We start from the raw sequence: 24,275 nt of genomic DNA, 5'->3' as shown, positions 1-24,275 counted from the left end.
AATGCAAAAAATAGTACACATTACCAATGACTTACAGCGTTTAGGCGGTGTGCAGCGCTTGCTTGTTGATTTAATGACGCTACAAAACAGTGACTTTAAGTTTGAAGTGATTTTAACACGTGGTAAAAACGAATACGTTGATGAGTTAAAAGCTTTAGGGGTAGAGGTATTTCATAAGCGTGACTTAGGCTTTTTAGGCGTTATAAAACGCTTGAATGCTGCAGATTTAGTGCACACCCATTTGTACCCGTCAATTTATATTGCGTATTTTACGAATACTCCAACAATAGTTACAGAGCATAACCCACATTATAGGCGCCGCGATATACCTTTTATAAAAACGCTTGAAAGTATTATTTATAGAAAATTTAAAAAAATAATTTGTATATCGGAAGGCGTTAAAACTAAATTTTTAGAAAGCATTAAAGCAAGCAACTCAAAAGCTTATGTTATAAATAATGGCGTTAATTTAGAGCGGTTTTCTCAAATGCCTAAAACACTAAGTGCTGACGCTAAAGTAATTAACATAGGTATGGTTGGTCGTTTTGCTCCGCAAAAAGATATTAAAACCTTATTAGAATTAATGACTCTGCTAGATGATCGGTTTGTACTTAATTTAGCTGGCGATGGCGAACTAAGGTCTGAGTATGAAGCTTACGCTTTAAGCTTAGGTGTAAGTAATAAAGTTAAATTTTTAGGCCAAGTTAACGACATACCCACTTTTTTAGATTCACTAGATGTATATGTACAATCTTCCCACTGGGAAGGGTTTGGCATTGCAGTAGTCGAAGCTATGGCAGCAGGATTACCTACATTTGCTACTAATGTTGAAGGTTTAAATCACGTTGTTGATCAGAACTCATTATTTGACGTAGGAGATAAAAAGGGCCTTGCATCTAAAATTGAAGGCTTGGTAAATGACGCTGAGCTATTTAGTCATATTTCTCAGTTGTCTATAGTACGTGCTAAAAAGTTTTCGATTCAACAAACCGCTATAGAGCATTCAAAAGTGTACGCTAGTTTAATGGAACTAAACTAATGCAGCTTTTTAACTTCAAGTATTCTAGAACAGAAATGATTAGTTTTATAATTGTTTGTTCAATTTTCCCATTATACTTATCCATGTTTAGATACGGGGTTTTTGGCGCTCTAGTACGCCTTTCTGACTTGCTGTTATTAACATTAGTTGCAATTAAATTATTAACTACACCAAAAGTTTTTTATAATTTTGCTCAGGTAAAAATTATACCAGTATGGTTATATATTGGCTATATTTTAACTAATGGGGTGTATAATGAAAATCTGTCGTCTTCAATAAAGGAGTGTATACAGCTTTTATGGATAATGACGTATTTTATAATTGCTTCATCATATGCAAAGAAAAATAGTCGACTATTTCTTGAGTTAACAATTGTTTTTTTAATTATATCTGCAACATATACCATGCTTTACCATTTTTCTGAAGGAAATTTAACGCGTTATAAATCAGCTAATGATGGAAAATATGCATTTGGCTTGCTCTCTTTACTTTTATTATTAAAATCGAGTATGTTTTCTGACCGCCAAGCTTTTAAAGTGTTTTTAATAAGCCTGATACCTCTTTTTATGTCTATGGAGCGTAAAGGAATATTTGGCGTAATTTTAATTTTTATTTTATTAGGTGTTATAAAATTAATAAAAGTTAAACCTAGTCTAGGAGAAATGAAACTATTGCTGTTGAGTGGTTTTTTAATTGCTGGAAGTATGCTGTATCTTTTTGATATTTCTGCTTATATTGATTATAAAATTTATCAAAGTAACTTTTTAGATGAAGGGATCGCACTTTACACTTCCAATGTTCACCGAGAAAACTTACTTGTTAATGCATATCAAATAATTAGCGAACATCCACTATTGGGAGTAGGTTCTGACCAAATTACTTACTATATGTTTGACTATTATTGGGACGAACGTTTAATAAATGGTGCGCATAATTTTTACCTTGATATGCTTGTTCAATATGGAGCAATAGGATTGTTATTTTTATTGACCTGGTCTTTTTATACTATGTATTCATGTTACAAAAGTGGTCGATATTACAAGGAGTTATTTTTATTTTATGCTTACTGTATATTTGTTGTAACTTTTATGGCGGTAGGCCAAGCTGTTATGTTGGTTTTTTTTATGCCTTTCCTAAATCCTAATATGTTTTTAAATCATGATTAATTCAATTCAATACTTAAGAGGAATTGCTGCTATTTTAGTTGTTTACTATCATTCAACTATAAAATCAGTACAAAATAACTTACCAGATGCTGAAGTTTTTAGTTTTGGGCAAGCTGGAGTTGATCTTTTTTTCATTATTTCAGGATTTATAATATGCTTTTCAACAGACAAGCATAGTTTTTCTGCAGTTAAATTTTTAAAATCTCGTATTTTGAGAATAATCCCACTTTATTGGTTTTTTACCTTATTAGCATTGGTCATTTTTATAGTTTTACCAGATCTGGTTAATAGTAGTGGTGGTGAAACCGTGGTCTTTAAATCATTTTTTTTGCTGCCTACAGAGGATAAATATTTAGTACGAAATGGGTGGACATTGAGCTATGAGTTTTATTTTTATTTTATATTTGCTTTGTTTTCACTCTTTTTTATAAAACGAAATCTCGTATTTATCCCATTAATTCTCTTACCTATGCTAGGAATGATTTTAGATGCAAATTTTTACTTTGATAGTTACTTGCTTGAATTTGCTATGGGAGTTATATCTTATAATATTTTTAAAAATAACTTATCGATCAAATATGATTTTTTGTTACTTCTATTCATATTGATAGTTTTTTTTACTTGTTCTCTCGAATCAAAAGCTTGTGTATATGGTTTGCCAATGTGGTTTTTATTTCATGGCTCTCTTGTTTTGGATCGGATTATAAATTCTAAAGATTTATTAAAAAGAACGAAAAAGCTACTTTTCAAGCTCGGTGACTCTTCTTATTCATTGTATCTATCACATGCTTTCTCATTGGTAATTCTTAACAAGCTGGTTATGTACTTTTTTCCTACAGCAAATAAAGAAGTGTACTTATTTATACTTACATCTGTGTCTATTATTATTGGCCACTTTGTGTACATTTTTGTTGAGCTGAATATTAACTTATATTTTAAACGTCTATTTAATAAAAAATAACATTCTTACTAGAGACAACTGATTTCAAAACTAATAGTAATATTAAGGGCAACGCTTGAGTAATATTAAACATGATCCATCAATACGAAATTTACTTAATAGGATGCCTGAAGAGGTTCAGCAAAGTTTTACTGAAGAACAATTATCTCACCTAAAAATAGCCATTGGCGCTAGGCAGTGGGGGACTCATGCCGTAGATTGCAGAGGTGTTGTTAGATTATTTAAGTACAGATATTACTTTGTATTATTAGCGGGTCGAAATAGGCGGCAATTAAGTGCTACCGAAAAAAAAGCCTCTGCCATAGCCCAAGCCACTGTAGTGACTTTAGGTTTTTTTATAGTGTTATTATTTATTTATTTATTAAAATCGGCTTTAGGTATAAACCTGTTTGAAGGTTTTTCATTAGGTATATGGACTTATGTTAAAAGTTTGTTTTTGTAGTTTAAATATAAACAAAATTTAAATGTTTATATTTGTTTATATTTTATTAATCGTAGGTTAATTTGGTTGCGGACTGTTACACTAATTTAAGTTTTTAAAAGCGGCATTATTGAATACAGATAAGTAATACGTTAATATTAATTTATATCTATGTGGAAATTTATTCACTGTACTTTACTTAGGGACTAAAAGTATGAAGTCGTCAAGGACGTTTAAGCCTAATAGCTCATCCGATGCTAGTTTTTATCGTTTATTCGATATATTTGCTTTATTTTTAGCCTTTCAATGCTCTGCACTTTTTTATAGTTTTGAACTGACAGCTCATTATATGGTGGCGGTTTTAACCGTTGCTCTAAGCTTTTTATACTGCGCCGAAATATTTTCTGCTTATCGCTCTTGGCGTGCTGGTAAATTTAAAACCATGGTTTTATGTGCTTGGGGCTCTTTATTTGTTGCCTTCAGTATTCTATTCGTCATATCTTTTATGTTTAAGTTTACTGAATCGCTTTCGCGTATTGGCTTAGGTTTGTGGTTTTTACTTAGTGTGGTTTATTTATATATATGGCGCTTTGGAGTGCAATTATATAAACGGAATCGCCGTAGTTTAGGAATGAACTTACGCAACGTTGCTATAGTAGGAGCTACAGAGTCCGCGGTTTACTTGTATGACGAGATAGAAAAAAACGATGAGCTTGGTTTTAAGTTTTTGGGTTTTTTTGACGACCGTAAACCAGAGCGTTTATTTAATAATGTAAAAACGTACGAAATATCCGGAACTATTCAAAATGCTATATGCGCTGCCCGCGAAGGCAAAATTGACATACTCTATATAGCACTCCCAATGAAGGCCGATAAGCGTATAGCCGATTTGTTACTGCAACTTGGCGACACCACGGTAGACGTACACTTTATACCTGATTTTTTACTCTCAAACTTAATACATGCCCGTGTTGAACACGTTGGCGATGTAGACACGCTAAGTGTTTTTGAATCTCCTTTTATTGGTGCTCGTGAGTTTATTAAACGCACCGAAGACATAATAGTATCGTCAATTATTTTACTGCTTATATCTCCTATGCTTATTGCTATAGCGTTTGCTGTTAAGTTTACTTCTAAAGGGCCTGTAATTTTTAAGCAAGACCGATATGGGCTTGATGGGCGTAAAATTAAAGTATGGAAGTTCCGTTCAATGTCGGTAACCGAAAATAGTGCAGTGGTCACTCAAGCCACCAAAAACGATTCCCGTATTACAAAGTTGGGTGGTTTTTTGCGCCGTACTAGCCTTGATGAATTACCGCAATTTATAAACGTGTTAAAAGGCGATATGTCAATAGTAGGGCCACGCCCACACGCCGTTGCTCACAACGAAGAGTATCGTAAAAAAGTTGAATTTTACATGTTTAGGCATAAAGCTAAACCAGGCATAACCGGTTGGGCACAAATTAATGGCTGGCGCGGCGAAACCGATACGCTTGATAAAATGGAAAAACGTGTTGAATACGATTTACATTACATAAAGCATTGGTCTTTATGGTTAGATGTTAAAATTATTTTTATGACAATTTTTAAGGGATTTAAAAATGCAAATGCATACTAAAAAATCAGTTATACCTTGTGCTGTAGTTTTACTGTCGGCAACGTTGTCTGCTCCAGCATCGGCCGAATTTACGCCAGGCAGCTTTATGACCAAAGATGGTGCCGAAATTACCCCAGTTTTGCAAACGGGATTAAGCGTTAACGACAATGTTTTTAATACACCAACCGACGAAGAGTCGCGTGTAATTTGGACTATTTCACCAGGTGTTGCAGCGGTAATAGACGATGGCCCCGATAGCTACAAATTAAACGTTGGTACCAGTAGCTCTTTATATAATAAAGATTCTGTTGATAACTTTACTCAAGTTAACTTGGGTGCCGGTGTGCATAAAGAGCTTACCAGCCGACACGTTTTTGATATTAACGGTACTGCTGATTGGCTGTATGAGCCACGAGGTACTGGTTTAACGCAGGGCTTGGGTGATATTGTTGATGAGCTAATAAAGTATCAACAACAAGATATTACTGGTACTTATCAGTTTGGTTCGCAAACATCTAAGGCACAATTAGAGTTGGTTTCTGGTTTTTACAGTAAAAAATATCAAAATTTTAGAGCTACATCACAATATCGTGATTACGATAAAACTTTAGTTGGTGCAAAAGGGTATTACAACACGCAAGCTGCAACACGTATGTTTGTTGAAGTAACCCGCGATGACTTCCGATACGACGTTTTAGAGTCTAGTGGTGTTTCACGTAATTCTGACGATATTAAAGTGCTTTTTGGTATGGAGTGGGAAGCAACGTCGCTTACCTCTGGCACATTTAAACTTGGTTATCAAAACAAAGACTTTGACGATAATCAGCGTGAGAGCTTTAGTGGCTTAAGCTGGGAGGCTGGCATTACTTGGCAACCTTTAACTTACTCTACATTTGATTTTACAACCAGTAGAGCGGCAACAGATCCACTGCTTGAAGGCGATTACATTAAAGAAAGCACCTATGGTGTTAAATGGAAACACGATTGGAGCGACTATTTAGCTTCTGTAGCAAGTGTGAGCTACATAGATGAGCAATACACTGGCGATATTGGCCGTAACGATAAAACAAAAAGCGCTCGGCTTGGCTTAAATTACCAAGCTAATAACTTTGGTTTAATTTCGACCTATGTTGACTTTATTGATAAAAATTCGAATCAGCCATTAATTGAGTTTGATCGAGTAATAGTGGGTGTTAACTTTACGTTTGCTTTAAAGGCTAATTAATGAATTGTAAACTTTTTTTTAGTGCTGCTTGCTTATTTTTAAGCGCAACTTGTTTTGCACAAACGGCGCAAGACTATGTGTTGGGCCCAGGTGACAAAGTAGAAATAAAAGTATTTGGCGAGCCCGATTTAGAGGTAACTGCATTGCTAGGTAATAGTGGTGAGGTTAATTATCCATTTTTAGGGGCACTTAAACTTGCCGGGCTAACTACCTTTGAGGTCGAAAAGTCCATTGCTAATGGCTTACAGCCTGATTATTTAAAAACCCCAAGTGTATATGTTCAGGTTGTTGAGTATAGGCCCTTTTATATTCATGGGGAGGTTAAATCTCCTGGTGCTTACCCTTACCAGCCAGCTATGACAGTTAACCAAGCCGTTGCATTAGCGGGTGGTTTAACTGAGCGAGCATCAACTGATAAAATTTATATTTTTAAAGAGCAAACTAAGCAGCAGCAACAAAAAGGCACCCTTAATAGCCAAATTGCAGCAGGCGATACAATAAAAATAGAGCAACGCTTGTTTTAAGCAGTTTATAGGCACTAAAAAATGAATAAAGCACCGGAAAAATTTAGTAACGAAGAAATTATTGATTTGAGAACATACCTTAAAGTTATCGCACGTACTAAATGGAAAGTTTTAAGTTTTGCTATAGTTATTACACTCCTTAGTATAATGATTTCTTTAACTCTAATTCCTAAATATACTGCAACAGCTACATTATTAATTGAAGCTGAAGCTGCTAAAGCTGTAAGTTTTGAAGAAATTTACGGCCTAGATACTAATCAAAAAGAGTACTATTTAACCCAGTTTGAGGTAATGAAGTCAGACAGCGTTGCTAGGGAAGTCATAAAAAAACTTCATTTAGATTCATATGATGATTTTATTGGTAAACCTAGCGTGATGGGTGAGGCAAAATCTTACATAAAAAATGTATTTCCTTTTTTGAATAAAAACGAAGAAAGATATTTATCAGCGGAAGAAATAGCTGAGCGCGATATGTTGATTTTACTGTCAGTATTTAAATCTAAACTATCAATATCACCTATTCGTAAAACTCAGTTAGTAAATATAAGCTTTGAGTCAAGTAATCCGAAATTAGCAGCTTTAGTTGCTAATACTGTAGGTGAGGTTTACATTGATAACCAAATGCGTGCGAAAATGGGGATAACTCAACAAGCTTCTAATTGGCTGAATTCTCGTTTGTCGCAATTACGTATTCAGTTAGATGGCTCAGAAGAGCGCTTACAAGACTTTAGAGAAGATCAGCACCTTATCGATATTGAAGGTATCGCAGGGCTAGTAACACAAGAGCTTGAGCAAATATCAGCGCAGTTAATTGAAGCGCGCAACGAAAAAAACAAGTTAGAGAGTATAAACCGCGTTATAACTGAATACGGTAACAACAACCTTGAGTTATTAGGTAGTATGCCTGAAATAACATCGCATAATGTTATTCAAAACGTAAAACGTGATGTAGTTACCGTTGAGCGTAAGTTAAGCGAGTTAAGTGAAGTTTATGGCCCTAAACACCCTAAAATAATATCGGCAAGTGCAGAGCTTGTTACAGTAAAAAATAATCTTAATAAACAAATTAAAGATCTAATTACGGGTATTGAAAAAGAGCTCAATAGGGTCACAAGAACCGTGAATGCACTCGAAAATGATTTAAGTAATATTAGAGCGCGTTACCAAGATATTACCCGCAAAGAAACTCAATATAACCAGCTAAAACGTGAAGTAGAAACTAACCGTAATATATTTAACACGTTTTTATCACGCTCTAAAGAAACCGAAGTAACAAGCGATTTTACCTCTGCTGCAGCACGCTTTACCGACCGAGCTTATGCGCCGAGCATCCCAAGTAAACCTAATAAAAAGCTTATTGTAATACTTACGTTTGTAGCGAGCTTTATTTTTGCAATAGTTATGAGCTTTATTTTTGATGCCCTTAACGATACCGTTAAAACTAAACCAGATGTTGAAAGCAAATTAGCTCAGCGTATGCTAGGGCTAATCCCGCAAGTAAAAATACCTAAAAAAAGTGTACTGCCTATGCATGCATATCTTGACGAAACGTATAGGCGCTTTGCAGAATCAGTACGAACATTTCGTACCAGTTTACTTTTAACTCAGCTTGATAAACAGCATAAAATAATTGCAGTTACCTCTACAGCACCAGGTGAAGGTAAAACAACAACATCTTCTAACTTAGCCATATCGTTAGCCCAAATGGGTAAGGTACTGCTAATTGATGGTGACTTACGTAAGCCAACTATTGCTAAGCGATTTGAAATACCTGTTTATCACCCTGGTTTAACAAATTTAATAGTGGGTACAGAAGAGCTAAGTGAATGTGTTCATATTGATGAAAAATCAGGTGTAGTAATAATGCCAAGCGGGCAAATACCAAGCAACCCACTTGAGTTATTATCAAACATTAAGTTTGCACAGTTAATAGAACACCTTAAAAGTCAGTACGACCATATAATTATTGATACACCACCAACACAAGCTGTGAGTGATGCATTAGTAATAGCTCAAAGTGCCGATTCGGTAATATATGTTGTAAAATCAGACGTTACACGTATAAAACCAATTAAAGCAGGCCTTGAACGGTTATTTGAGGTAAAAGCACATGTAGCGGGTGTGGTGCTTAATCAGGTGGATATGAATAAGTCTAACGATGAACACAGCTATGGTTACTACGACTACCACGATTACTCTAAAAAACCTGAACCAGAAAATACTTAAATGGCCTATAAATTGTGATTGATATACATTCACACATTTTGCCAGGTATTGATGATGGCGCTAAAGATTTAAACGAGTCTTTAGCGCTTTTAAAAATGGCGCAAAGCGACGGTATAACGCATATTGTTGCTACCCCACATATTCATTTAGGTCGGTATAATAATTCGGCTCCCCAACTTTTAAACGATTTAACCCAATTAAAAGCAGCTTGCTTAGCCCAAAATATTAATATAAATATTGCAGTAGCCGCTGAGGCTCGCCTTGATGTTGAGTTAATGCCGCTTGTATTAACTAATAAACTACCATTTATTGGCAAAAAAAATGGTTTTAATTATTTATTGTTAGAACTACCTCATTCACATGTGCCTCAGGGGTACGATAAATTTATTTCTTGGCTCGCTAAACAAAATATAAAAGTGGTTATTCCACACCCAGAGCGAAATCGTGATATTCAGTCAAACTTATTTTACATCGAAAAACTTACACAGTTAGGATGTGAGTTTCAGTTAACAGCGTCAAGTATTGAAGGCCTTTGGGGAGAAAAAGCTCAATATATTAGTGAGCATATGCTTAAAGCCGATTTAGTCAGTTATATTGCATCTGACGCTCATTCGGTAAAGCGCAGGCCACCTATTTTAAGTAAGGCAAAAAAACGAGTAACCGACATGCTAGGTGAGAGTAAGGCGCATACATTATTTATAACAAATCCTAAGTGTTTAACTGAGGTGTTGTTCAATGGTTGATCCGCTGTTTATTAAACGATTACAACTTGCTCTGTTGGCAATAGTTACACTCATTATTTGTTATTTTAGTTTACAAAGTATGCGCGCTAATGCTTGGTATTTTAGCTCACTAAATACAGTACAAGAGCTCAGTAACACCTCACCCATTGATGCACCTGAGGTTTATAGTAATGAGCTCAACAAAGCGCAAAATGCTATTAAGTTAGCTATAGAGCTTGAACCTGAACATGCCCATTATTTACATTTTTTGTCATATATTAAGCTTCTAGCTTTAGCTAATACCGATCAAACTGAGCAAAGTAAGCTAGATACTGAATATAAAGAGATACAATCGCTTTTACTTCATTCTACTCATATTAGGAGCTCATGGGCTGAAACTTGGATTGAGCTTGCTAAAGTTACTAGCTACCAACAAGGACCTAGTAAACAAGTTTTAAAGTATATTGATCAGGCTAAAAAAGTAGGTCCATACAAGCTTGATGTGCATTTGGGTATTATAGAAATTTCGTTAACAAATTGGCAGCACCTACCTCCAGAGTATAAAGCACTGTACGTAAACTCTTTAAGCATGGCTGCCCAATATGGTTATCGATTTAACCGTATTTACACTATTGCTAAACAATTAAATCAACTACCTACCTTGTGTATGTCGCTACAATTTGGCGCTGCATATAAAAAACTTAAACAGCGTTATATTTACAAACAAACCTGCAAATAAAAATGCCCAGAGGTTTATAAAAACCTCTGGGCTATAAAGTGACTCTAAATTGAGCCTAGCGTTAACTAAAACACTTTCTTGGTTCGTTAGGGAGAAGAAGAAAGTACTTAAAACTATAGTAAAGCTCCTCAATAAAGCATAACTAATTTCGCCACCTGGTTACATTTGATAACAAAGTATTAGATTAATTATGCGTAATTTGTACTTTGGTTTAAACCCAGATTATTAACTGAGTATTTTGCACTAGATCTCGTGGTAATGAATTTTTGATCTTATTTTTTTGCCATTTACCCAGCCCAATAGGGCAGCCACAAAGCGTTAATACCACTTCGCCTATAGTTTGAGTTGCCTCAGTTAAGCGTATATCTTTACCTTGAAAATAATCATTTGCTTGCTCGTAATTTAAAGCAAATACATTAGTTTTACACTTATTGCCAAATACGGTTGCAAACTCATGTGTTAGCCTTACACCATTTTTATGAATAATGCCAATTTGAATACCTAAGCGTGCGTACTTAATTTTATTTTGCACAGCTTCAAATCCTTGTGGAAATAACCACAACTCTTTATCGCGCTGCATTAAGCTGCCAGGTAGGTTAGTTAACCCAAAGTGCTTTTTAAGCGATTGCATAAACGCGGCACTTTGTTTTTTATCAAACTCGTTAAACGGGAATGCACCTTTTTTAACTGTTTGATTTGGGTTGTTGCAACTAGTGTGCTTTTTAAATTTAGCGATAAAAAAGCCTTCGCTATCGAAGGTTTGCGGCCATACATGTAAATAGCCTTCACTTGTTGTTGCTTTACTTGCACCTTCAAATAAATCACTTAGGGACTCAGGCGTTATATAGTCGCCAAATTCACTCAGTAAATAATCGCACACTTGTTGGTTTTCGAGCGGGGTAAGTGTACAAGTTGAGTACACTAAGGTGCCACCTGGCTTTAATGCGTAAAAAGCGCTTTTAATTAAGTCTTTTTGTACTTGGGCTATTTGTATGTTTGATTCTATTGACCAATTTTTAAGAGCGTCGGCATCTTTACGTACAGTCCCTTCACCAGAGCAGGGCGCGTCTAGCAATATGCTATCAAAGCATTCAAACATGTAGTTGCCAAATATAACGCCATCAAAGTGCGAGAGCGCACAGTTGCCAACCCCCATACGTTTTAATGTAGCGCTCAGTACCTTTAAGCGAGATGACGAAAGCTCATTTGCAACAAGCACACCTTGGTTATTCATAAGCGCTGCTAGTTGCGAGGTTTTCGAACCCGGCGCTGATGCCATATCAAGCACGGTGTTATTTTGAGAGTCTGCGAGTTCAATACTTTGCTTTAATGCGATAGGGGGCAGCATTGAACTTGCTTCTTGTACGTACATAGCACCGCTTAGGTGTAAGTCGGTATTACCAAGGGCTAGGTTTTGTTCTTCATCGTTTGGGCGCTCTAACCAAAAGCCTTCACTGCACCAAGGGATTGGGGTTAGCAGCCAATTTTTTTCAGTTGCACGTTTTACAAATTCTTCAATGCTAATTTTTAATGTATTAACGCGGATAGATTTTCTGAGGGGCCTACGACACGCATTTAAAAAGTCATCTAAGTTTAGATGCGCTGGTAAATAGGTTTTTACGTCATCAATAAAGTGCTCAGGAATAAAAGTGTTGGCGTTCACGCGTTAGCTCATACTATAAAAATAAAGCGCGATAATAGCATTTATGCGAGGTGTTTTCAGCGCTAAAAAGCGTAACATCTAATTTATTACGCTGTCGACACTTCACTGTATTAGTCCATTGTAAAACCATTTTTATACGACTTTAGATTAATAGTGTCGACAATGGGTGTGTTTTTTAACCATTTTGATAGGTTTAAGGGTTGACATGATTTTTTAATAAGCCCATAGTAATCACATTAATTGTCGACAATCTAAAAAATAACTTATGACACATACATTTTTAAACGAAGCGCCTATAACTACCGCATCAGATCAAGTATTTGTTGATATGCGCCGTGAGATTGTTGAAGGCAGTATAGTTCAAGGCAGTAAAATATCAGAGCCTGAACTTGCAAAACGTTATGGTGTAAGCCGTGCAACGCTTAGAGAGGCATTGAATCGCCTAGAAAGTTGCTACCTTGTTGAGCGTAAAGCTAACGTAGGTTGCCGAGTAGTTGCCCTTACCGCTGAACGCTTGATTGAAGTTTACCAAGTTCGCAGCTCACTTGAAGGTTTGGCATGTAGGCTTGCTGCCGACAATATGGAACCCGAAGAAGTAAAAGGCTTAAAGCAATTACTTAATCAGCACCTACAAACACAACGTGTTAAAGAGGGCGAATCTTATTACCAAGAAGCCGGCGATTTAGATTTTCATTACCGTATTATTCAAGGCAGTAAAAACGCGCATTTAATTCATTTACTGTGTAATGAGCTTTATCAATTAATACGCATGTATCGTGTACAAATGGGCATGGTGGGGCCGCGTGTATCAAAAGCATTTGATGAGCATTTAGCGATTATTAACGCCATTGAAAACCACGACGGTGAACTGGCCGAAATGCTCATGAAGCGCCATATCAGTGCATCGCAAGCAAATATTCAAACCAAATTTGATTTATTAGCTAAGCAGAAAGCATAAGCTGCTAAAAGCTAAAAGCTAAAAGCTAGCAAGAGCAGTTAAACAGTCACAATTACATATTAAAACTATAAGTTACTCCACGTAGCAACCGTTCAAAGTGAGGAGAAAGTAATGTCAGCAGGATTAAAATTTAAACACGCTATTGCCAATAACCGTCCGTTACAAGTGGTAGGTACTATTAACGCCTACACAGCGATGATGGCTGAAAAAATGGGTCACCAAGCTATTTATCTTTCAGGTGCCGGTGTTGCAAACGCCTCGTTTGGTATGCCTGATTTGGGTATGACAAGCCTTGATAACGTGCTTGAAGATATTCGCCGTATTACAGGTGCTAGCGATTTACCACTACTTGTTGATGCTGATACCGGTTGGGGTGGGGCGTTTAACATTGCACGCACAGTAAAAGAAATGACTAAAGCGGGTGCGGCGGGTTTTCATATAGAAGATCAAGTAGCGCAAAAGCGCTGTGGTCATCGCCCTAATAAAGAAATTGTAAGCCAAGGTGAAATGGTTGACCGCATTAAAGCGGCGGTTGATGCAAAAACCGATAGCGATTTTTATATTATGGCTCGTACCGATGCATTTCAAAAAGAAGGTTTAAACGCCGCGATAGACCGTGCAGCTGCCTGTGTTGAAGCTGGTGCAGACGCTATTTTTGCAGAAGCCGTACACGACCTTGCTGATTACCAAGCATTTGCAAAAGCGATTAACGTTCCAATTTTGGCAAACATTACTGAGTTTGGCCAAACACCTATTTACACAAAAGAGCAGTTAAGCGATGTAGGTGTTGAAATGGTGCTTTACCCACTCAGTGCATTTAGAGCCATGAACAAAGCAGCATTAAACGTGTATTCAGCAATTTTAAATGAAGGCTCGCAACAAAGCCAAATTGAAAATATGCAAACGCGTTCTGAGCTTTACGACTTTTTAGATTACCACACGTACGAGAACACACTCGATAACCTTTTTTCATCAAAATCTGACAAATAATAATTTGGGCGTATTAATCTTTAATGGTTGAATTTGCAGCAGTGTGTTTGGTTTTTAGGCAAGGCAGAGCCTATGAAGTGTGGTTATTCCACATAAATAGGCGATAACGCAGCATAAATACCAAACATGCGCTGCCCCTTAGGTTCTTTCTAGGGACGATTATCTCTTTGTTGCTCGGTTTTTACTTAGTCCACTAGGTTACAAACTTCGCGCCGCGATTTAATCGCCCCTAGATTGAACAAATTTCAATCTATAAAGTTCAATGCGCCCAACAATCACACACAAATTTAAGATAGGAGAAGATCATGGTAGATAAAGCATTAGGCGGCGCGGGTTTACGCGGACAAGTGGCTGGTCAAACAGCATTGTGTACTGTTGGACAAAGTGGTTCTGGTTTAACGTATTGTGGTTACGATATTAGCGAACTTGCCGAAAAAGCGCAGTTTGAAGAAGTGTCTTTTTTACTTTCACGTGGTGAGTTACCAACCACAAGCGAATTGGCTGAGTATAAAGCAAAACTAAAAAGTTTACGCGGCTTACCTGATGCGCTTAAAACCGTGCTTGAAAATATTCCTAAAAACGCGCACCCAATGGATGTAATGCGCACGGGCTGCTCAATGTTGGGTAACCTTGAAATGGAAAATGATTTTAGCCAAGCCAATGATGCAATCGACCGTATGGTTGCTGTGTTCCCAAGTATTATTTGTTACTGGTACCGCTTTACACACGATGGCGTACGCATTGAAACACAAACTGATGACGACTCTGTTGGCGCACACTTTTTAAATTTATTACACGACAAAGCACCTAGTGAATTGTTTGCACAGGTAATGAATGTATCACTAATTTTATACGCAGAGCACGAGTTTAACGCCTCTACTTTTACAGGGCGTGTGTGTGCATCAACGCTTTCTGATATTCATTCTTGCGTAACTGGTGCGATTGGTACGCTGCGTGGTCCATTACATGGTGGTGCTAACGAAGCGGCAATGGATATGATTCAAGGTTTTACAAGCGCTGAACATGCTGAGAAAGAAATTATGGGCATGCTCGAACGTAAAGACAAAATAATGGGCTTTGGTCATGCTATTTATCGCGAGTCTGATCCGCGTAATGTAATTATTAAAAAGTGGTCTGAAAAACTAGCGGCAGAGGTGGGCGATACCGTGCTTTACCCTGTGTCTGTTCGTTGTGAAGAAATTATGTGGCGCGAGAAAAAACTGTTTTGTAATGCCGATTTTTTCCATGCGTCTGCTTATCACTTTATGGATATTCCAACTAAATTATTTACGCCAATATTTGTAATGAGCCGTGTTACGGGCTGGACAGCACATGTAAAAGAGCAGCGCGCTAACAACCGTATTATTCGCCCAAGTGCCGATTACACAGGGCCTGACGCACGCAGTTACACACCAATAGAGTCACGTTAAAAAAATGGGTGAGCACGCATGTGCTCACTTTTATATTGCACATAGCCATTAGCGAGTAGTTTTTCTCAAACTTTTTATTAAACACGCTAGCTGTGAGCAAACACCGTCACCAAATTAGCGAACCCTTACCATGACCATAATTAATAACACCCAATACCGTAAACCTTTACCTGGCTCAAACGTCGACTATTACGATACGCAAGAAGCCGTAGATGCAATTAAGCCAGGTGCATACGCCACGCTACCTTATACATCGCGTGTATTTGCCGAAAACCTAGTACGCCGATGCGACCCTGCCATGTTAACCGATGCACTTAATCAGCTGATTGAGCGAAAGCAAGACTTGGATTTTCCGTGGTATCCGGCGCGGGTAGTGTGCCACGATATTTTAGGGCAAACAGCGCTTGTTGATTTAGCAGGTTTGCGTGATGCAATTGCAGCTAAAGGCGGCGATCCGGCTAAAGTGAATCCTGTGGTACCCACGCAGTTAATAGTGGATCATTCGTTAGCTGTAGAGCATGCCGGTTTTGATCCTGATGCATTTGAAAAAAACCGCGCCATTGAAGATAGACGAAATGATGACCGTTTTCATTTTATAAACTGGACTAAAACTGCGTTTAAAAATATTGATGTTATTCCACCGGGTAACGGCATTATGCATCAAATTAATCTTGAAAAAATGTCGCCGGTTATTCAAAACCGAGATGGCATTGCATTCCCAGATACTTTAGTTGGCACCGACAGCCACACGCCACATGTTGATGCGCTAGGTGTTATTGCTGTGGGTGTAGGCGGGCTTGAAGCTGAAAGCGTTATGCTTGGCCGTGCTTCATATATTCGCTTGCCTGATATTGTTGGTGTTGAGCTAACAGGTAAGCGCCAACCAGGTATTACCGCTACCGATATTGTGTTGGCCATTACTGAATTTTTACGTAAGCAACGTGTTGTATCTACTTATTTAGAGTTTTACGGTGAAGGTGCCGATGCGCTTACACTTGGTGACAGAGCAACCATTTCGAACATGACACCTGAATTTGGCGCAACTGCAGCCATGTTTTATATCGATGATAAAACAATAGATTACTTGCGTTTAACAGGCCGTGAAGAAGAACAAATTGCCCTTGTAGAAAATTACGCAAAAACAGCAGGCCTTTGGAGCGATAGCTTAAAAACCGCAAAGTATGAGCGTGTGCTTAAGTTTGATTTATCAAGCGTGGGGCGCAATATTGCGGGTCCATCTAATCCGCACCGCCGTGTATCGACAAGCGATTTAGCTAAAGAAGGTATTTCGGGCGTTGTTGAAAATGAAGAAGGCTTAATGCCAGACGGCGCATGTATTATTGCCGCTATTACTAGTTGTACCAATACCAGTAATCCACGCAATGTAATTGCTGCAGCACTCCTTGCCCGTAATGCAAATGCTAAGGGTTTAATGCGCAAACCTTGGGTTAAAACTTCATTAGCACCAGGCTCAAAAGCAGTGCAATCATACCTTGAAGATGCAAACCTACTAACAGAGCTTGAGCAACTTGGCTTTGGCATTGTTGGTTTTGCGTGTACAACGTGCAACGGTATGAGCGGGGCGCTTGACCCTGAGATTCAAAAAGAAGTAATTGAACGTGATTTATACGCAACGGCTGTACTTTCAGGTAATCGTAACTTTGATGGGCGGATTCATCCTTATGCTAAGCAAGCATTTTTAGCGTCACCTCCTTTAGTTGTTGCGTACGCTATTGCAGGTACTATTCGCTTTGATATTGAAAAAGGGATACTAGGGCAAGATCAACAAGGCAACGATATTACGCTTAAAGATTTATGGCCATCAGATGAAGAGATTGATGCGGTTATTAAGCAAAGTGTTAAGCCTGAGCAATTTAGAAAAGTATACGAGCCGATGTTTAATTTAACCGTAGATTACGGTGAAGATAACGATCCTCTTTACGATTGGCGCCCAGAAAGCACCTACATTCGTCGCCCTCCTTATTGGGAAGGTGCACTTGCGGGTGAGCGCACTATGGCCGGTATGCGCGCGCTTGCAGTACTTGGCGATAACATTACAACGGATCATTTATCGCCATCAAACGCAATTATGGCAAGTAGTGCTGCTGGCGAATACCTGACCAAAATGAATGTGCCAGAGGAAGATTACAATTCGTACGCAACGCACCGGGGCGATCATTTAACAGCGCAGCGCGCAACCTTTGCAAACCCAAAACTACTTAATGAAATGGTGCTTGATGAAAACGGCGACGTTAAGCAAGGTTCTTACGCTCGCTTAGAGCCACAAGGCACTAATACCCGTATGTGGGAAGCAATCGAAGCCTACATGGAGCGTAAACAGCCGCTTATTATCGTAGCCGGTGCCGATTACGGTCAAGGTTCGTCGCGCGATTGGGCTGCAAAAGGCGTAAGACTTGCAGGCGTTGAAGTAATAGCAGCAGAGGGCTTTGAGCGTATTCACCGTACTAACTTAATTGGTATGGGGGTTTTACCGCTTGAGTTTAAAGCAGGCACAACGCGTAAAACTCTAAAGCTGGATGGCAGTGAAACGTACGATGTAACGGGTGATTTAAAACCTGGTGCCACCGTTAATTTAAGTATTACCCGTAAAGATGGTGAAGTGCTTACTGTGCCTATGAAGTGCCGTATCGATACCCAAGAAGAGCTTTCTATTTACGCGGCTGGTGGTGTGTTACAACGCTTTGCTCAAGACTTTTTAGAAGCAACGCAATCTGCATGAGGGCAAACACTATGTTTAAACCGCAAATTAAAGTGCCTGCAACCTATATGCGTGGCGGCACCAGTAAAGGTGTGTTTTTTAATTTAACTGATTTGCCAAAGCCTGCTCAAGTAGCAGGCGAGGCGCGCGATAATTTATTACTGCGTGTTATTGGCAGCCCCGATCCGTACGGCAAACAAACGGATGGAATGGGCGGCGCTACATCAAGCACCAGTAAAACCGTAATCCTAAGTAAAAGTGAGCAAGCAGACCACGATGTTGATTACTTGTTTGGTCAAGTGGCTATAGATAAACCTTTTGTAGATTGGAGCGGTAACTGCGGCAACTTAACGTCAGCAGTGGGGGCTTTTGCTATTAGTAATGGTTTGGTCGATAAAAGCAGAGTACCTAATAACGGTGTTGCTATTGTGCGTGTGTGGCAGGCTAATATTAATAAAAGCATATTAGTGCATGTCCCTATGACCAATGGCGAAGTACAGGAAACCGGCGACTTTGAGCTCGATGGCGTTACATTTGCTGCAGCTGAAGTAAAACTTGAATTTATAGACCCGGCTGATGGCGATGGCGCGTTATTCCCAACAGGTAACGTAGTTGATGACTTAGAAGTACCAGGTGTTGGTACTTTAAAAGCCACGATGATAAATGCAGGTATTCCTACTGTATTTATTAACGCCGCTGATATTGGTTATACCGGCACAGAGATGCAAGACGATATAAATAACGATGTTGCAGCGCTTAAAAAGCTTGAAACCATTCGCGCTTATGGCGCCGTTAAAATGGGCTTAATCACTGATATTAATGAAGCGCAAGCTCGCCAACATACACCAAAGGTTGCGTTTGTTGCAGCGCCTTTAGATTACACTGCATCTAGCGGTAAATTTATTGAGGCTGCCAACATTAACTTACTCGTGCGCGCAATGTCGATGGGTAAACTGCATCATGCCATGATGGGCACAGCCGCTGTAGCTATTGGCACTGCCGCAGCAATTGAAGGCACACTCGTAAATATAGCCGCTGGTGGCGGTGCATTGAGTGAAGTTAACTTTGGTCACCCGTCGGGCACCCTAAAAGTAGGTGCTGAGGCTAAAAATACTGCAGGTAACTGGCTAGTTACCAAAGCAAGTATGAGCCGAAGTGCACGTGTATTAATGGAAGGAGTTGTAAGAGTCCCTTACTAATCACTGTTGAAGTTAAGCGCAACTAAACATTTATTTTAGTTAAGCAAACAAATTTTATAAACGTTTGCTTAGCTAAAGTAAAACCTACTCACACTCGTTAGAAATAATCCTTTTTCATTAATTTTTCGAATTATCGTCTTTTTTCGCTCTCATCCACCGCATTTACTTGAAGAATATAATTAACAAACTAGATTATATGTAATATTCATTTAATAAAGTGAATATATTGTATCAATATGTGCTGGTTCTTTATGAGTGTCTATAGGTTACTGAATAATAGAGATGCTGATAAAGAAGTAGCTCATAGAATAAAGATAAATACTTCTATAAAACGTATAAATATGTAGCATAACTATATAGCTTAATGGTATTTTTAATGTTCTAGTAACAAAAGTTATGATTGTGTACTTTTTTGATGCTTTTTGAATATAAAAGCTTACATAAATCACTATCAACTAAACTAATTTCTGATACTCATTCCAGGCTATCAAGGAGAAATAAATGGTAAAGCGTACGATCAAATTTACACCTATTGCAGCTTCAGTTGCACTTACATTAGGCTTAACAGCATGTGGTTCTGATAACGACAGAAATATTCCTGTTACACCTGTAGAATCTTTCACTGCAACGGGCGATGCACAATTTAACATTGAAGTAACAGGTAAAGCAGTTAAAGGTTCAATGAAAAGTGCAGTAGTAACTGTAATGACTTTAGATGCATCTGGTCAAAGCGTTCCTGTTGCATTTCGCTCAGCTGCTTCAGCAGAGGCTGAGTCTTTTTCTGAAGAAGCACTATCACAAGATGCTGCAGATGCAGCGGTAGAAGCAAGTAAAATTGCCGCTAACCCTGAAGTGCTAACTGATGAAAACGGTCGTTACAGCATCTACCTAGATGATGATTTTACTGGACCTGTTTACATTACTGTTAAAACGTCTGAAGAAGGCGATGATAGCTTTTTACGTTGTGATGCTTACGTAGGTTGTGGCACTTACGATGAAGCGCCAGAAGTTGACGACGAAAATGATGGCGATACTGATATTGAGTTTGGCGAATGGTACAAAACTGACCTAGAGCTTTCAGTTGTTAAGTTTATTCCAGCTGTTGAAGCAGATACATCTGGAGCGAGCGGTGCAGCTGGCGACGATAATGTTATAGGTTCTTATAAAGCTAATGTTACTTTTTTAACATCGTTAGTGGCGGGTCTTCTTCTTGACTCAGGTTCAAGTGTAGATGAAGACGCTATTGCTACAGCTAGCTTAAACACTGTTGTACAAGTAATGGGTCAAGACGCAGCACTTTTACTTTCTGCTATTATTGGCGATTTATCTAACGGCGGCGCTGTAGATTTAAGTAATGTTGATGGCGAAGAAGAACTTACTGACGGTATTTTAGCAATTGCACAGCTTTCATCTTCAATTCAAGGTTTACCTTCAATTGGTGATGTAATGAGCAGCATTAAAGCTGGTATTAAATCAGGCCAGTTTAAAGGTAATACTGACGCTGGCATTGCTGCAATAGCTACAATGTTACAAACAGCAATTACAAATACTGCAAACATTTTTGTTGCTGTAGCAACGGGTGATGAAACTGCAATTGAAAATGCTTTAAAAGCGGCATTCTCTATTAACAACCCTAATGCAACACAAGCACAAATTGATGCGTTTGCCGCTAATTCAGTAGGTATTGCTAAAAAAGCAAAAGCAGCTAAAGACAAAGCTGTTAAAAATGGTGCAGCAACTGATGCCGGCCTTGCAGCCGCTGCAGTAAAAGTTAAAAAAGCACTAGAAGTAATTGGTTGTACTGGTGCAGAGTGTACAGTTGGAGATGATTTTTATACAGCTCTAGCAGCTGCTTTAACAGTAGAAGTTACAGCTTCACAGACTGCACTTACTGCATTAGAAATGGATATTGAAACAGCTCAAAGTTCACTTGCTGATGTTCAAGCAATGGGTGGCGATGCTCTTACGGCTGATAACGCAGCTGCATTTGTAAGCGCTGTAACATTACTGAAAAATGAAGCTGCTACTGCTGGTTTAACAGCTAAAGCGGGTTCTATTTTTGTTAAATCACAAGGTTATGTAACTGCTGCAAAAGCGTTAGTTACTCAAAGCTCTGATTACCAACAGATTCTTGATTCTGCAACGTCTTTACAAACAGATGCAGGTGTTGCTGTAACTGACACCGTTGCATACGACGCTGCATTAGCTGCACTAGTAGCGGAAGCAGAAGCAGCGATTGAAACGTTTGATATTGCTCTTGCTGCTGCAAAACTAGTTGCTGAAGACACTGCAGACGTTGCTGATGAGAAAAAATCAGCAGCAGACACAGCTGAAGCAGCTTCTACAAGCGCACTTGCTAACGCAGAAGGTGCAATGGTAGATACAGCCGCAAACGCAACTGAAGCTCTTGAGCTTGCAATGACTGCTGTTACTGCTGCGTCTGACTTTGCTGCTGCTGTTGATGCACTTGAAATTGCTATTGAGCAAGCACTTGTTGCTGCTAATGCTTACCTAGACCTTGAAGGCGAAGGCGCACAAGCAATGATTGATGCGCTTACAGCTATGCAAACAGCTGCTGAAGCTCAAGGTGAACTAGCTAGCGAGCAATTTGTAACAGCTTATAACCTACAACTTGTTGCTGAAGCGGCGGTTGCTAAACTTGAAGTACTAACTTCTGTTAAAGCTACATCAGAGTCATTATCGACTATGACTGTGCTTACTAACACTGGCGGTCAAGCGGTTATCGATGCAGCAGATGTTCTTGCTGACGTAATTGATGAATTAGCTGAAATGGGCAACTCAGGTGAAGGTACTTCTACTCGTCAACCTGATTGGTCATATAACTATGACTTAGATGCGCTAGTTTTAGAATTAGAGAACGAAACTACCGGTGAAATGATCAGTGCTTCAGCTTCTTACCAAGGCGAGCAATTAGTTGTTGCTTGGGGCGCTACATTAATGGGTGAAAATGACGCAACTGTGTCACTTGTTACTGCTGATACACAAGCACAAGCACTTGAAGATTGTGTTGATTTTGCTGCAGGCACAATTGATGCTACTCAAATTGATTCATGTTTAATATTCACATTTGACGGTGCAGTAAATGCTGACACAATTGATGATGCTGAAATTATCGATACGCAAGCTTGGAACCACGTTGAAATTATGGACGGTGATTCTGGTTTCACTGGTATGCTAAACCTTACTGCAACTGAAGAATCAGATTCTTCAAGTATTACACTTGAAGGTATGTCTGGCGACTTAGACTTTAAAGTAATGGGTATGGTTGACAGTAGTGGTGATGAAGATGAAAGTACATTAGAAGTTATGGTTAAAGGTGACGCAGCAATGGGTTACACATTATCTCTAACTGGTATGGAATCTACAGGTTACACTGGTGATGTTAAAGCTATGTACAATGGCGAAATGATGTCATTTGGTACTGCTTCTAAAGTTACTAACGGTGTATCTATCACTTACATCGATGGTGATGTAGTGCCTTACACTGATGTTGATTTAATTGATTCATCTAAGTAATATTTAAACTATAAAAGGGGAAAGCAGCGCTTTTCCCTTTTTTTATAGAAAGCGATTAAATTATGAAAAAAAAAATTCTCTTGTTAGGATTTTCAACAGCTTTTATTTCTCCTCTTGCTTCCGCAGATAACCAATTTCAAATATTTACTCATTTTGACGCAGAAATTTATACTGAAGCACAACCAGTACAAGCCTTTGTAGATGATTTTGATGCACCATTAAAATCGGGTGACAGTGCATTTACCTATAATATTTTTGAAGTGGGTGTTGGCTACGGTAATTTTAAAGTGGGTTTACAAAGTCGTTATGACTATGTTCTTAACTTTGATCCTGATACAGCTAAATATACTCATACCGAAAAGAATGACTTAGAGTTTGAAGATAGATTTTATACCTATTACCTCGATGCTAAACAAGCAACGTCTAATGGTGTATTCGTATCTTATGATTTTAAATTTTTAGATAAAAATGCATTAACAATAACACCTAAGCTTTCTGTTTTTGCCAGCTCACACTATCAAGATGCCACTGTAAATGGTGAAATTTATAGTGATGAAGTTGAAGGTGCTGTAACTGTCGATTACAACTTTTCAAAAGATATTTTATTTAAAGAATTTACACCTTCACAAAAGCCAGAAGGGCTAGGCTATAGCCTAGATATTTTTGCCGATTGGCAAGTAAATGATGAGCTTAAAGTTGGTTTTAGCGTAAAAGATTTGCTCTATAAAACTCAGTACGAAGACAGTGGCTCTGTAAAGGGTCAAACTACTGAAATTCCATTTAGCGAAGATGACAACGGCGATATTATTACTCAGCCAACAGTTTCATTAAAAACATCTGCATTTGGAAATACGGTATCTCATGATTTCGAAATGGAAATGCGACTACAAGCATTTGCCGATTACAGAATAAACGACCGATTTTCGACTCAGTTAACTTTAAAACGTTACGATAAAGACACGTTTAGCCAATTAAAAGGCCGTATTCACTTTTGGGATCATTGGCGAGTACAAGCAGGCTACGAAACAAAAAGCGAAGCATTTTTAGTTGGTATAGAAAACGAATATTTTGGTCTTAATTTACAAACTGATAGCCTAGATTTAGATAAAGCCTATTATGCGAATGTGAATTGGTACGTGAACATTAAGTTTTAAGGAAT

The 24,275-nt window shown here is 38.3% G+C and carries 18 protein-coding genes; 17 read left to right on the top strand and 1 reads right to left on the bottom strand.

What is annotated here, in order from left to right; translation table 11 throughout:
* Window position 1: 1 nt before the first annotated feature.
* From H5092_RS07420 to H5092_RS07375, 10 genes are all read left to right on the top strand, one after another.
* Entirely contained in the window at window positions 2-1,039 is a 1,038-nt protein-coding gene (locus H5092_RS07420; RefSeq protein ID WP_182733228.1) for a glycosyltransferase, read from the top strand.
* The gene (locus tag H5092_RS07415) at window positions 1,039-2,205 is read left to right on the top strand and encodes an O-antigen ligase (RefSeq protein WP_182733227.1); all 1,167 of its coding nucleotides are present in this window, start codon (window positions 1,039-1,041) and stop codon (window positions 2,203-2,205) included. Before H5092_RS07420 ends, H5092_RS07415 begins: the two co-directional genes overlap by 1 nt.
* Window positions 2,198-3,166 (top strand): acyltransferase, encoded by a 969-nt coding sequence (locus H5092_RS07410; protein ID WP_182733226.1) that lies wholly within the window; start codon window positions 2,198-2,200, stop codon window positions 3,164-3,166. The genes H5092_RS07415 and H5092_RS07410 overlap by 8 nt, the downstream gene beginning before the upstream one ends.
* A 55-nt stretch (window positions 3,167-3,221) precedes the next feature.
* Window positions 3,222-3,608, top strand: a complete 387-nt coding sequence (locus H5092_RS07405; RefSeq protein ID WP_182733225.1) for a 3-phosphoshikimate 1-carboxyvinyltransferase — start codon at window positions 3,222-3,224, stop codon at window positions 3,606-3,608.
* A gap of 193 nt (window positions 3,609-3,801) precedes the next feature.
* On the top strand, window positions 3,802-5,205 hold the full coding sequence (locus H5092_RS07400) for an undecaprenyl-phosphate glucose phosphotransferase (RefSeq protein WP_182733224.1): 1,404 nt from the start codon (window positions 3,802-3,804) through the stop codon (window positions 5,203-5,205).
* Entirely contained in the window at window positions 5,189-6,409 is a 1,221-nt protein-coding gene (locus H5092_RS07395; protein WP_182733223.1) for an outer membrane beta-barrel protein, read from the top strand. The genes H5092_RS07400 and H5092_RS07395 overlap by 17 nt, the downstream gene beginning before the upstream one ends.
* Window positions 6,409-6,933: a polysaccharide biosynthesis/export family protein gene (locus H5092_RS07390; RefSeq protein WP_182733222.1), complete on the top strand. Its 525-nt coding sequence runs from the start codon at window positions 6,409-6,411 to the stop codon at window positions 6,931-6,933. Before H5092_RS07395 ends, H5092_RS07390 begins: the two co-directional genes overlap by 1 nt.
* A gap of 21 nt (window positions 6,934-6,954) precedes the next feature.
* Window positions 6,955-9,159: a polysaccharide biosynthesis tyrosine autokinase gene (locus H5092_RS07385; RefSeq protein ID WP_154903309.1), complete on the top strand. Its 2,205-nt coding sequence runs from the start codon at window positions 6,955-6,957 to the stop codon at window positions 9,157-9,159.
* 14 nt (window positions 9,160-9,173) lie between these two features.
* Complete coding sequence (locus H5092_RS07380) at window positions 9,174-9,902, top strand: tyrosine-protein phosphatase (RefSeq protein ID WP_154903307.1); 729 nt, start codon at window positions 9,174-9,176, stop codon at window positions 9,900-9,902.
* Complete coding sequence (locus H5092_RS07375; protein ID WP_182733221.1) at window positions 9,895-10,620, top strand: VpsP family polysaccharide biosynthesis protein; 726 nt, start codon at window positions 9,895-9,897, stop codon at window positions 10,618-10,620. Before H5092_RS07380 ends, H5092_RS07375 begins: the two co-directional genes overlap by 8 nt.
* 211 nt (window positions 10,621-10,831) lie before the next feature.
* Here H5092_RS07375 and rsmF read toward each other — a convergent pair whose 3' ends face one another.
* On the bottom strand, window positions 10,832-12,283 hold the full coding sequence (rsmF, locus tag H5092_RS07370) for a 16S rRNA (cytosine(1407)-C(5))-methyltransferase RsmF (RefSeq protein WP_182733220.1): 1,452 nt from the start codon (window positions 12,281-12,283) through the stop codon (window positions 10,832-10,834).
* A gap of 265 nt (window positions 12,284-12,548) precedes the next feature.
* Between rsmF and H5092_RS07365 the strand changes: the two genes are divergently transcribed.
* From H5092_RS07365 to H5092_RS07335, 7 genes are all read left to right on the top strand, one after another.
* On the top strand, window positions 12,549-13,241 hold the full coding sequence (locus H5092_RS07365; protein WP_002962362.1) for a GntR family transcriptional regulator: 693 nt from the start codon (window positions 12,549-12,551) through the stop codon (window positions 13,239-13,241).
* 111 nt (window positions 13,242-13,352) lie between these two features.
* The gene (gene prpB, locus H5092_RS07360) at window positions 13,353-14,231 is read left to right on the top strand and encodes a methylisocitrate lyase (RefSeq protein WP_138488929.1); all 879 of its coding nucleotides are present in this window, start codon (window positions 13,353-13,355) and stop codon (window positions 14,229-14,231) included.
* 305 nt (window positions 14,232-14,536) lie between these two features.
* Complete coding sequence (prpC, locus tag H5092_RS07355) at window positions 14,537-15,661, top strand: 2-methylcitrate synthase (RefSeq protein WP_182733219.1); 1,125 nt, start codon at window positions 14,537-14,539, stop codon at window positions 15,659-15,661.
* 130 nt (window positions 15,662-15,791) lie between these two features.
* Window positions 15,792-18,401 carry a Fe/S-dependent 2-methylisocitrate dehydratase AcnD gene (acnD, locus tag H5092_RS07350; protein ID WP_182733218.1) on the top strand — a complete coding sequence of 870 codons (2,610 nt, stop codon included), beginning with the start codon at window positions 15,792-15,794 and terminating at the stop codon, window positions 18,399-18,401.
* 11 nt (window positions 18,402-18,412) lie between these two features.
* Entirely contained in the window at window positions 18,413-19,579 is a 1,167-nt protein-coding gene (gene prpF, locus H5092_RS07345) for a 2-methylaconitate cis-trans isomerase PrpF (protein ID WP_182733217.1), read from the top strand.
* 501 nt (window positions 19,580-20,080) lie between these two features.
* Entirely contained in the window at window positions 20,081-23,116 is a 3,036-nt protein-coding gene (locus tag H5092_RS07340) for a hypothetical protein (protein ID WP_182715306.1), read from the top strand.
* 62 nt (window positions 23,117-23,178) lie between these two features.
* Complete coding sequence (locus H5092_RS07335) at window positions 23,179-24,270, top strand: hypothetical protein (RefSeq protein ID WP_182733216.1); 1,092 nt, start codon at window positions 23,179-23,181, stop codon at window positions 24,268-24,270.
* Window positions 24,271-24,275: the final 5 nt, after the last annotated feature.

It is taken from the genome of Pseudoalteromonas sp. SR41-7 (genome assembly GCF_014163935.1).
Lineage (GTDB): Bacteria > Pseudomonadota > Gammaproteobacteria > Enterobacterales > Alteromonadaceae > Pseudoalteromonas > Pseudoalteromonas distincta.
This window is presented reverse-complemented; position numbering and strand designations above follow the sequence as displayed.

Bases quoted from the DNA above. Each gene is read 5' to 3' on its own strand.
- H5092_RS07340 (WP_182715306.1), top strand. From the start codon at position 20,081: ATGGTAAAGCGTACGATCAAATTTACACCTATTGCAGCTTCAGTTGCA.
- H5092_RS07390 (WP_182733222.1), top strand. From the start codon at position 6,409: ATGAATTGTAAACTTTTTTTTAGTGCTGCTTGCTTATTTTTAAGCGCA.
- prpB (WP_138488929.1), top strand. From the start codon at position 13,353: ATGTCAGCAGGATTAAAATTTAAACACGCTATTGCCAATAACCGTCCG.
- H5092_RS07385 (WP_154903309.1), top strand. From the start codon at position 6,955: ATGAATAAAGCACCGGAAAAATTTAGTAACGAAGAAATTATTGATTTG.
- H5092_RS07420 (WP_182733228.1), top strand. From the start codon at position 2: ATGCAAAAAATAGTACACATTACCAATGACTTACAGCGTTTAGGCGGT.
- acnD (WP_182733218.1), top strand. From the start codon at position 15,792: ATGACCATAATTAATAACACCCAATACCGTAAACCTTTACCTGGCTCA.
- H5092_RS07335 (WP_182733216.1), top strand. From the start codon at position 23,179: ATGAAAAAAAAAATTCTCTTGTTAGGATTTTCAACAGCTTTTATTTCT.
- H5092_RS07395 (WP_182733223.1), top strand. From the start codon at position 5,189: ATGCAAATGCATACTAAAAAATCAGTTATACCTTGTGCTGTAGTTTTA.
- H5092_RS07365 (WP_002962362.1), top strand. From the start codon at position 12,549: ATGACACATACATTTTTAAACGAAGCGCCTATAACTACCGCATCAGAT.
- H5092_RS07410 (WP_182733226.1), top strand. From the start codon at position 2,198: ATGATTAATTCAATTCAATACTTAAGAGGAATTGCTGCTATTTTAGTT.
- prpF (WP_182733217.1), top strand. From the start codon at position 18,413: ATGTTTAAACCGCAAATTAAAGTGCCTGCAACCTATATGCGTGGCGGC.
- H5092_RS07400 (WP_182733224.1), top strand. From the start codon at position 3,802: ATGAAGTCGTCAAGGACGTTTAAGCCTAATAGCTCATCCGATGCTAGT.
- H5092_RS07415 (WP_182733227.1), top strand. From the start codon at position 1,039: ATGCAGCTTTTTAACTTCAAGTATTCTAGAACAGAAATGATTAGTTTT.
- prpC (WP_182733219.1), top strand. From the start codon at position 14,537: ATGGTAGATAAAGCATTAGGCGGCGCGGGTTTACGCGGACAAGTGGCT.
- H5092_RS07375 (WP_182733221.1), top strand. From the start codon at position 9,895: ATGGTTGATCCGCTGTTTATTAAACGATTACAACTTGCTCTGTTGGCA.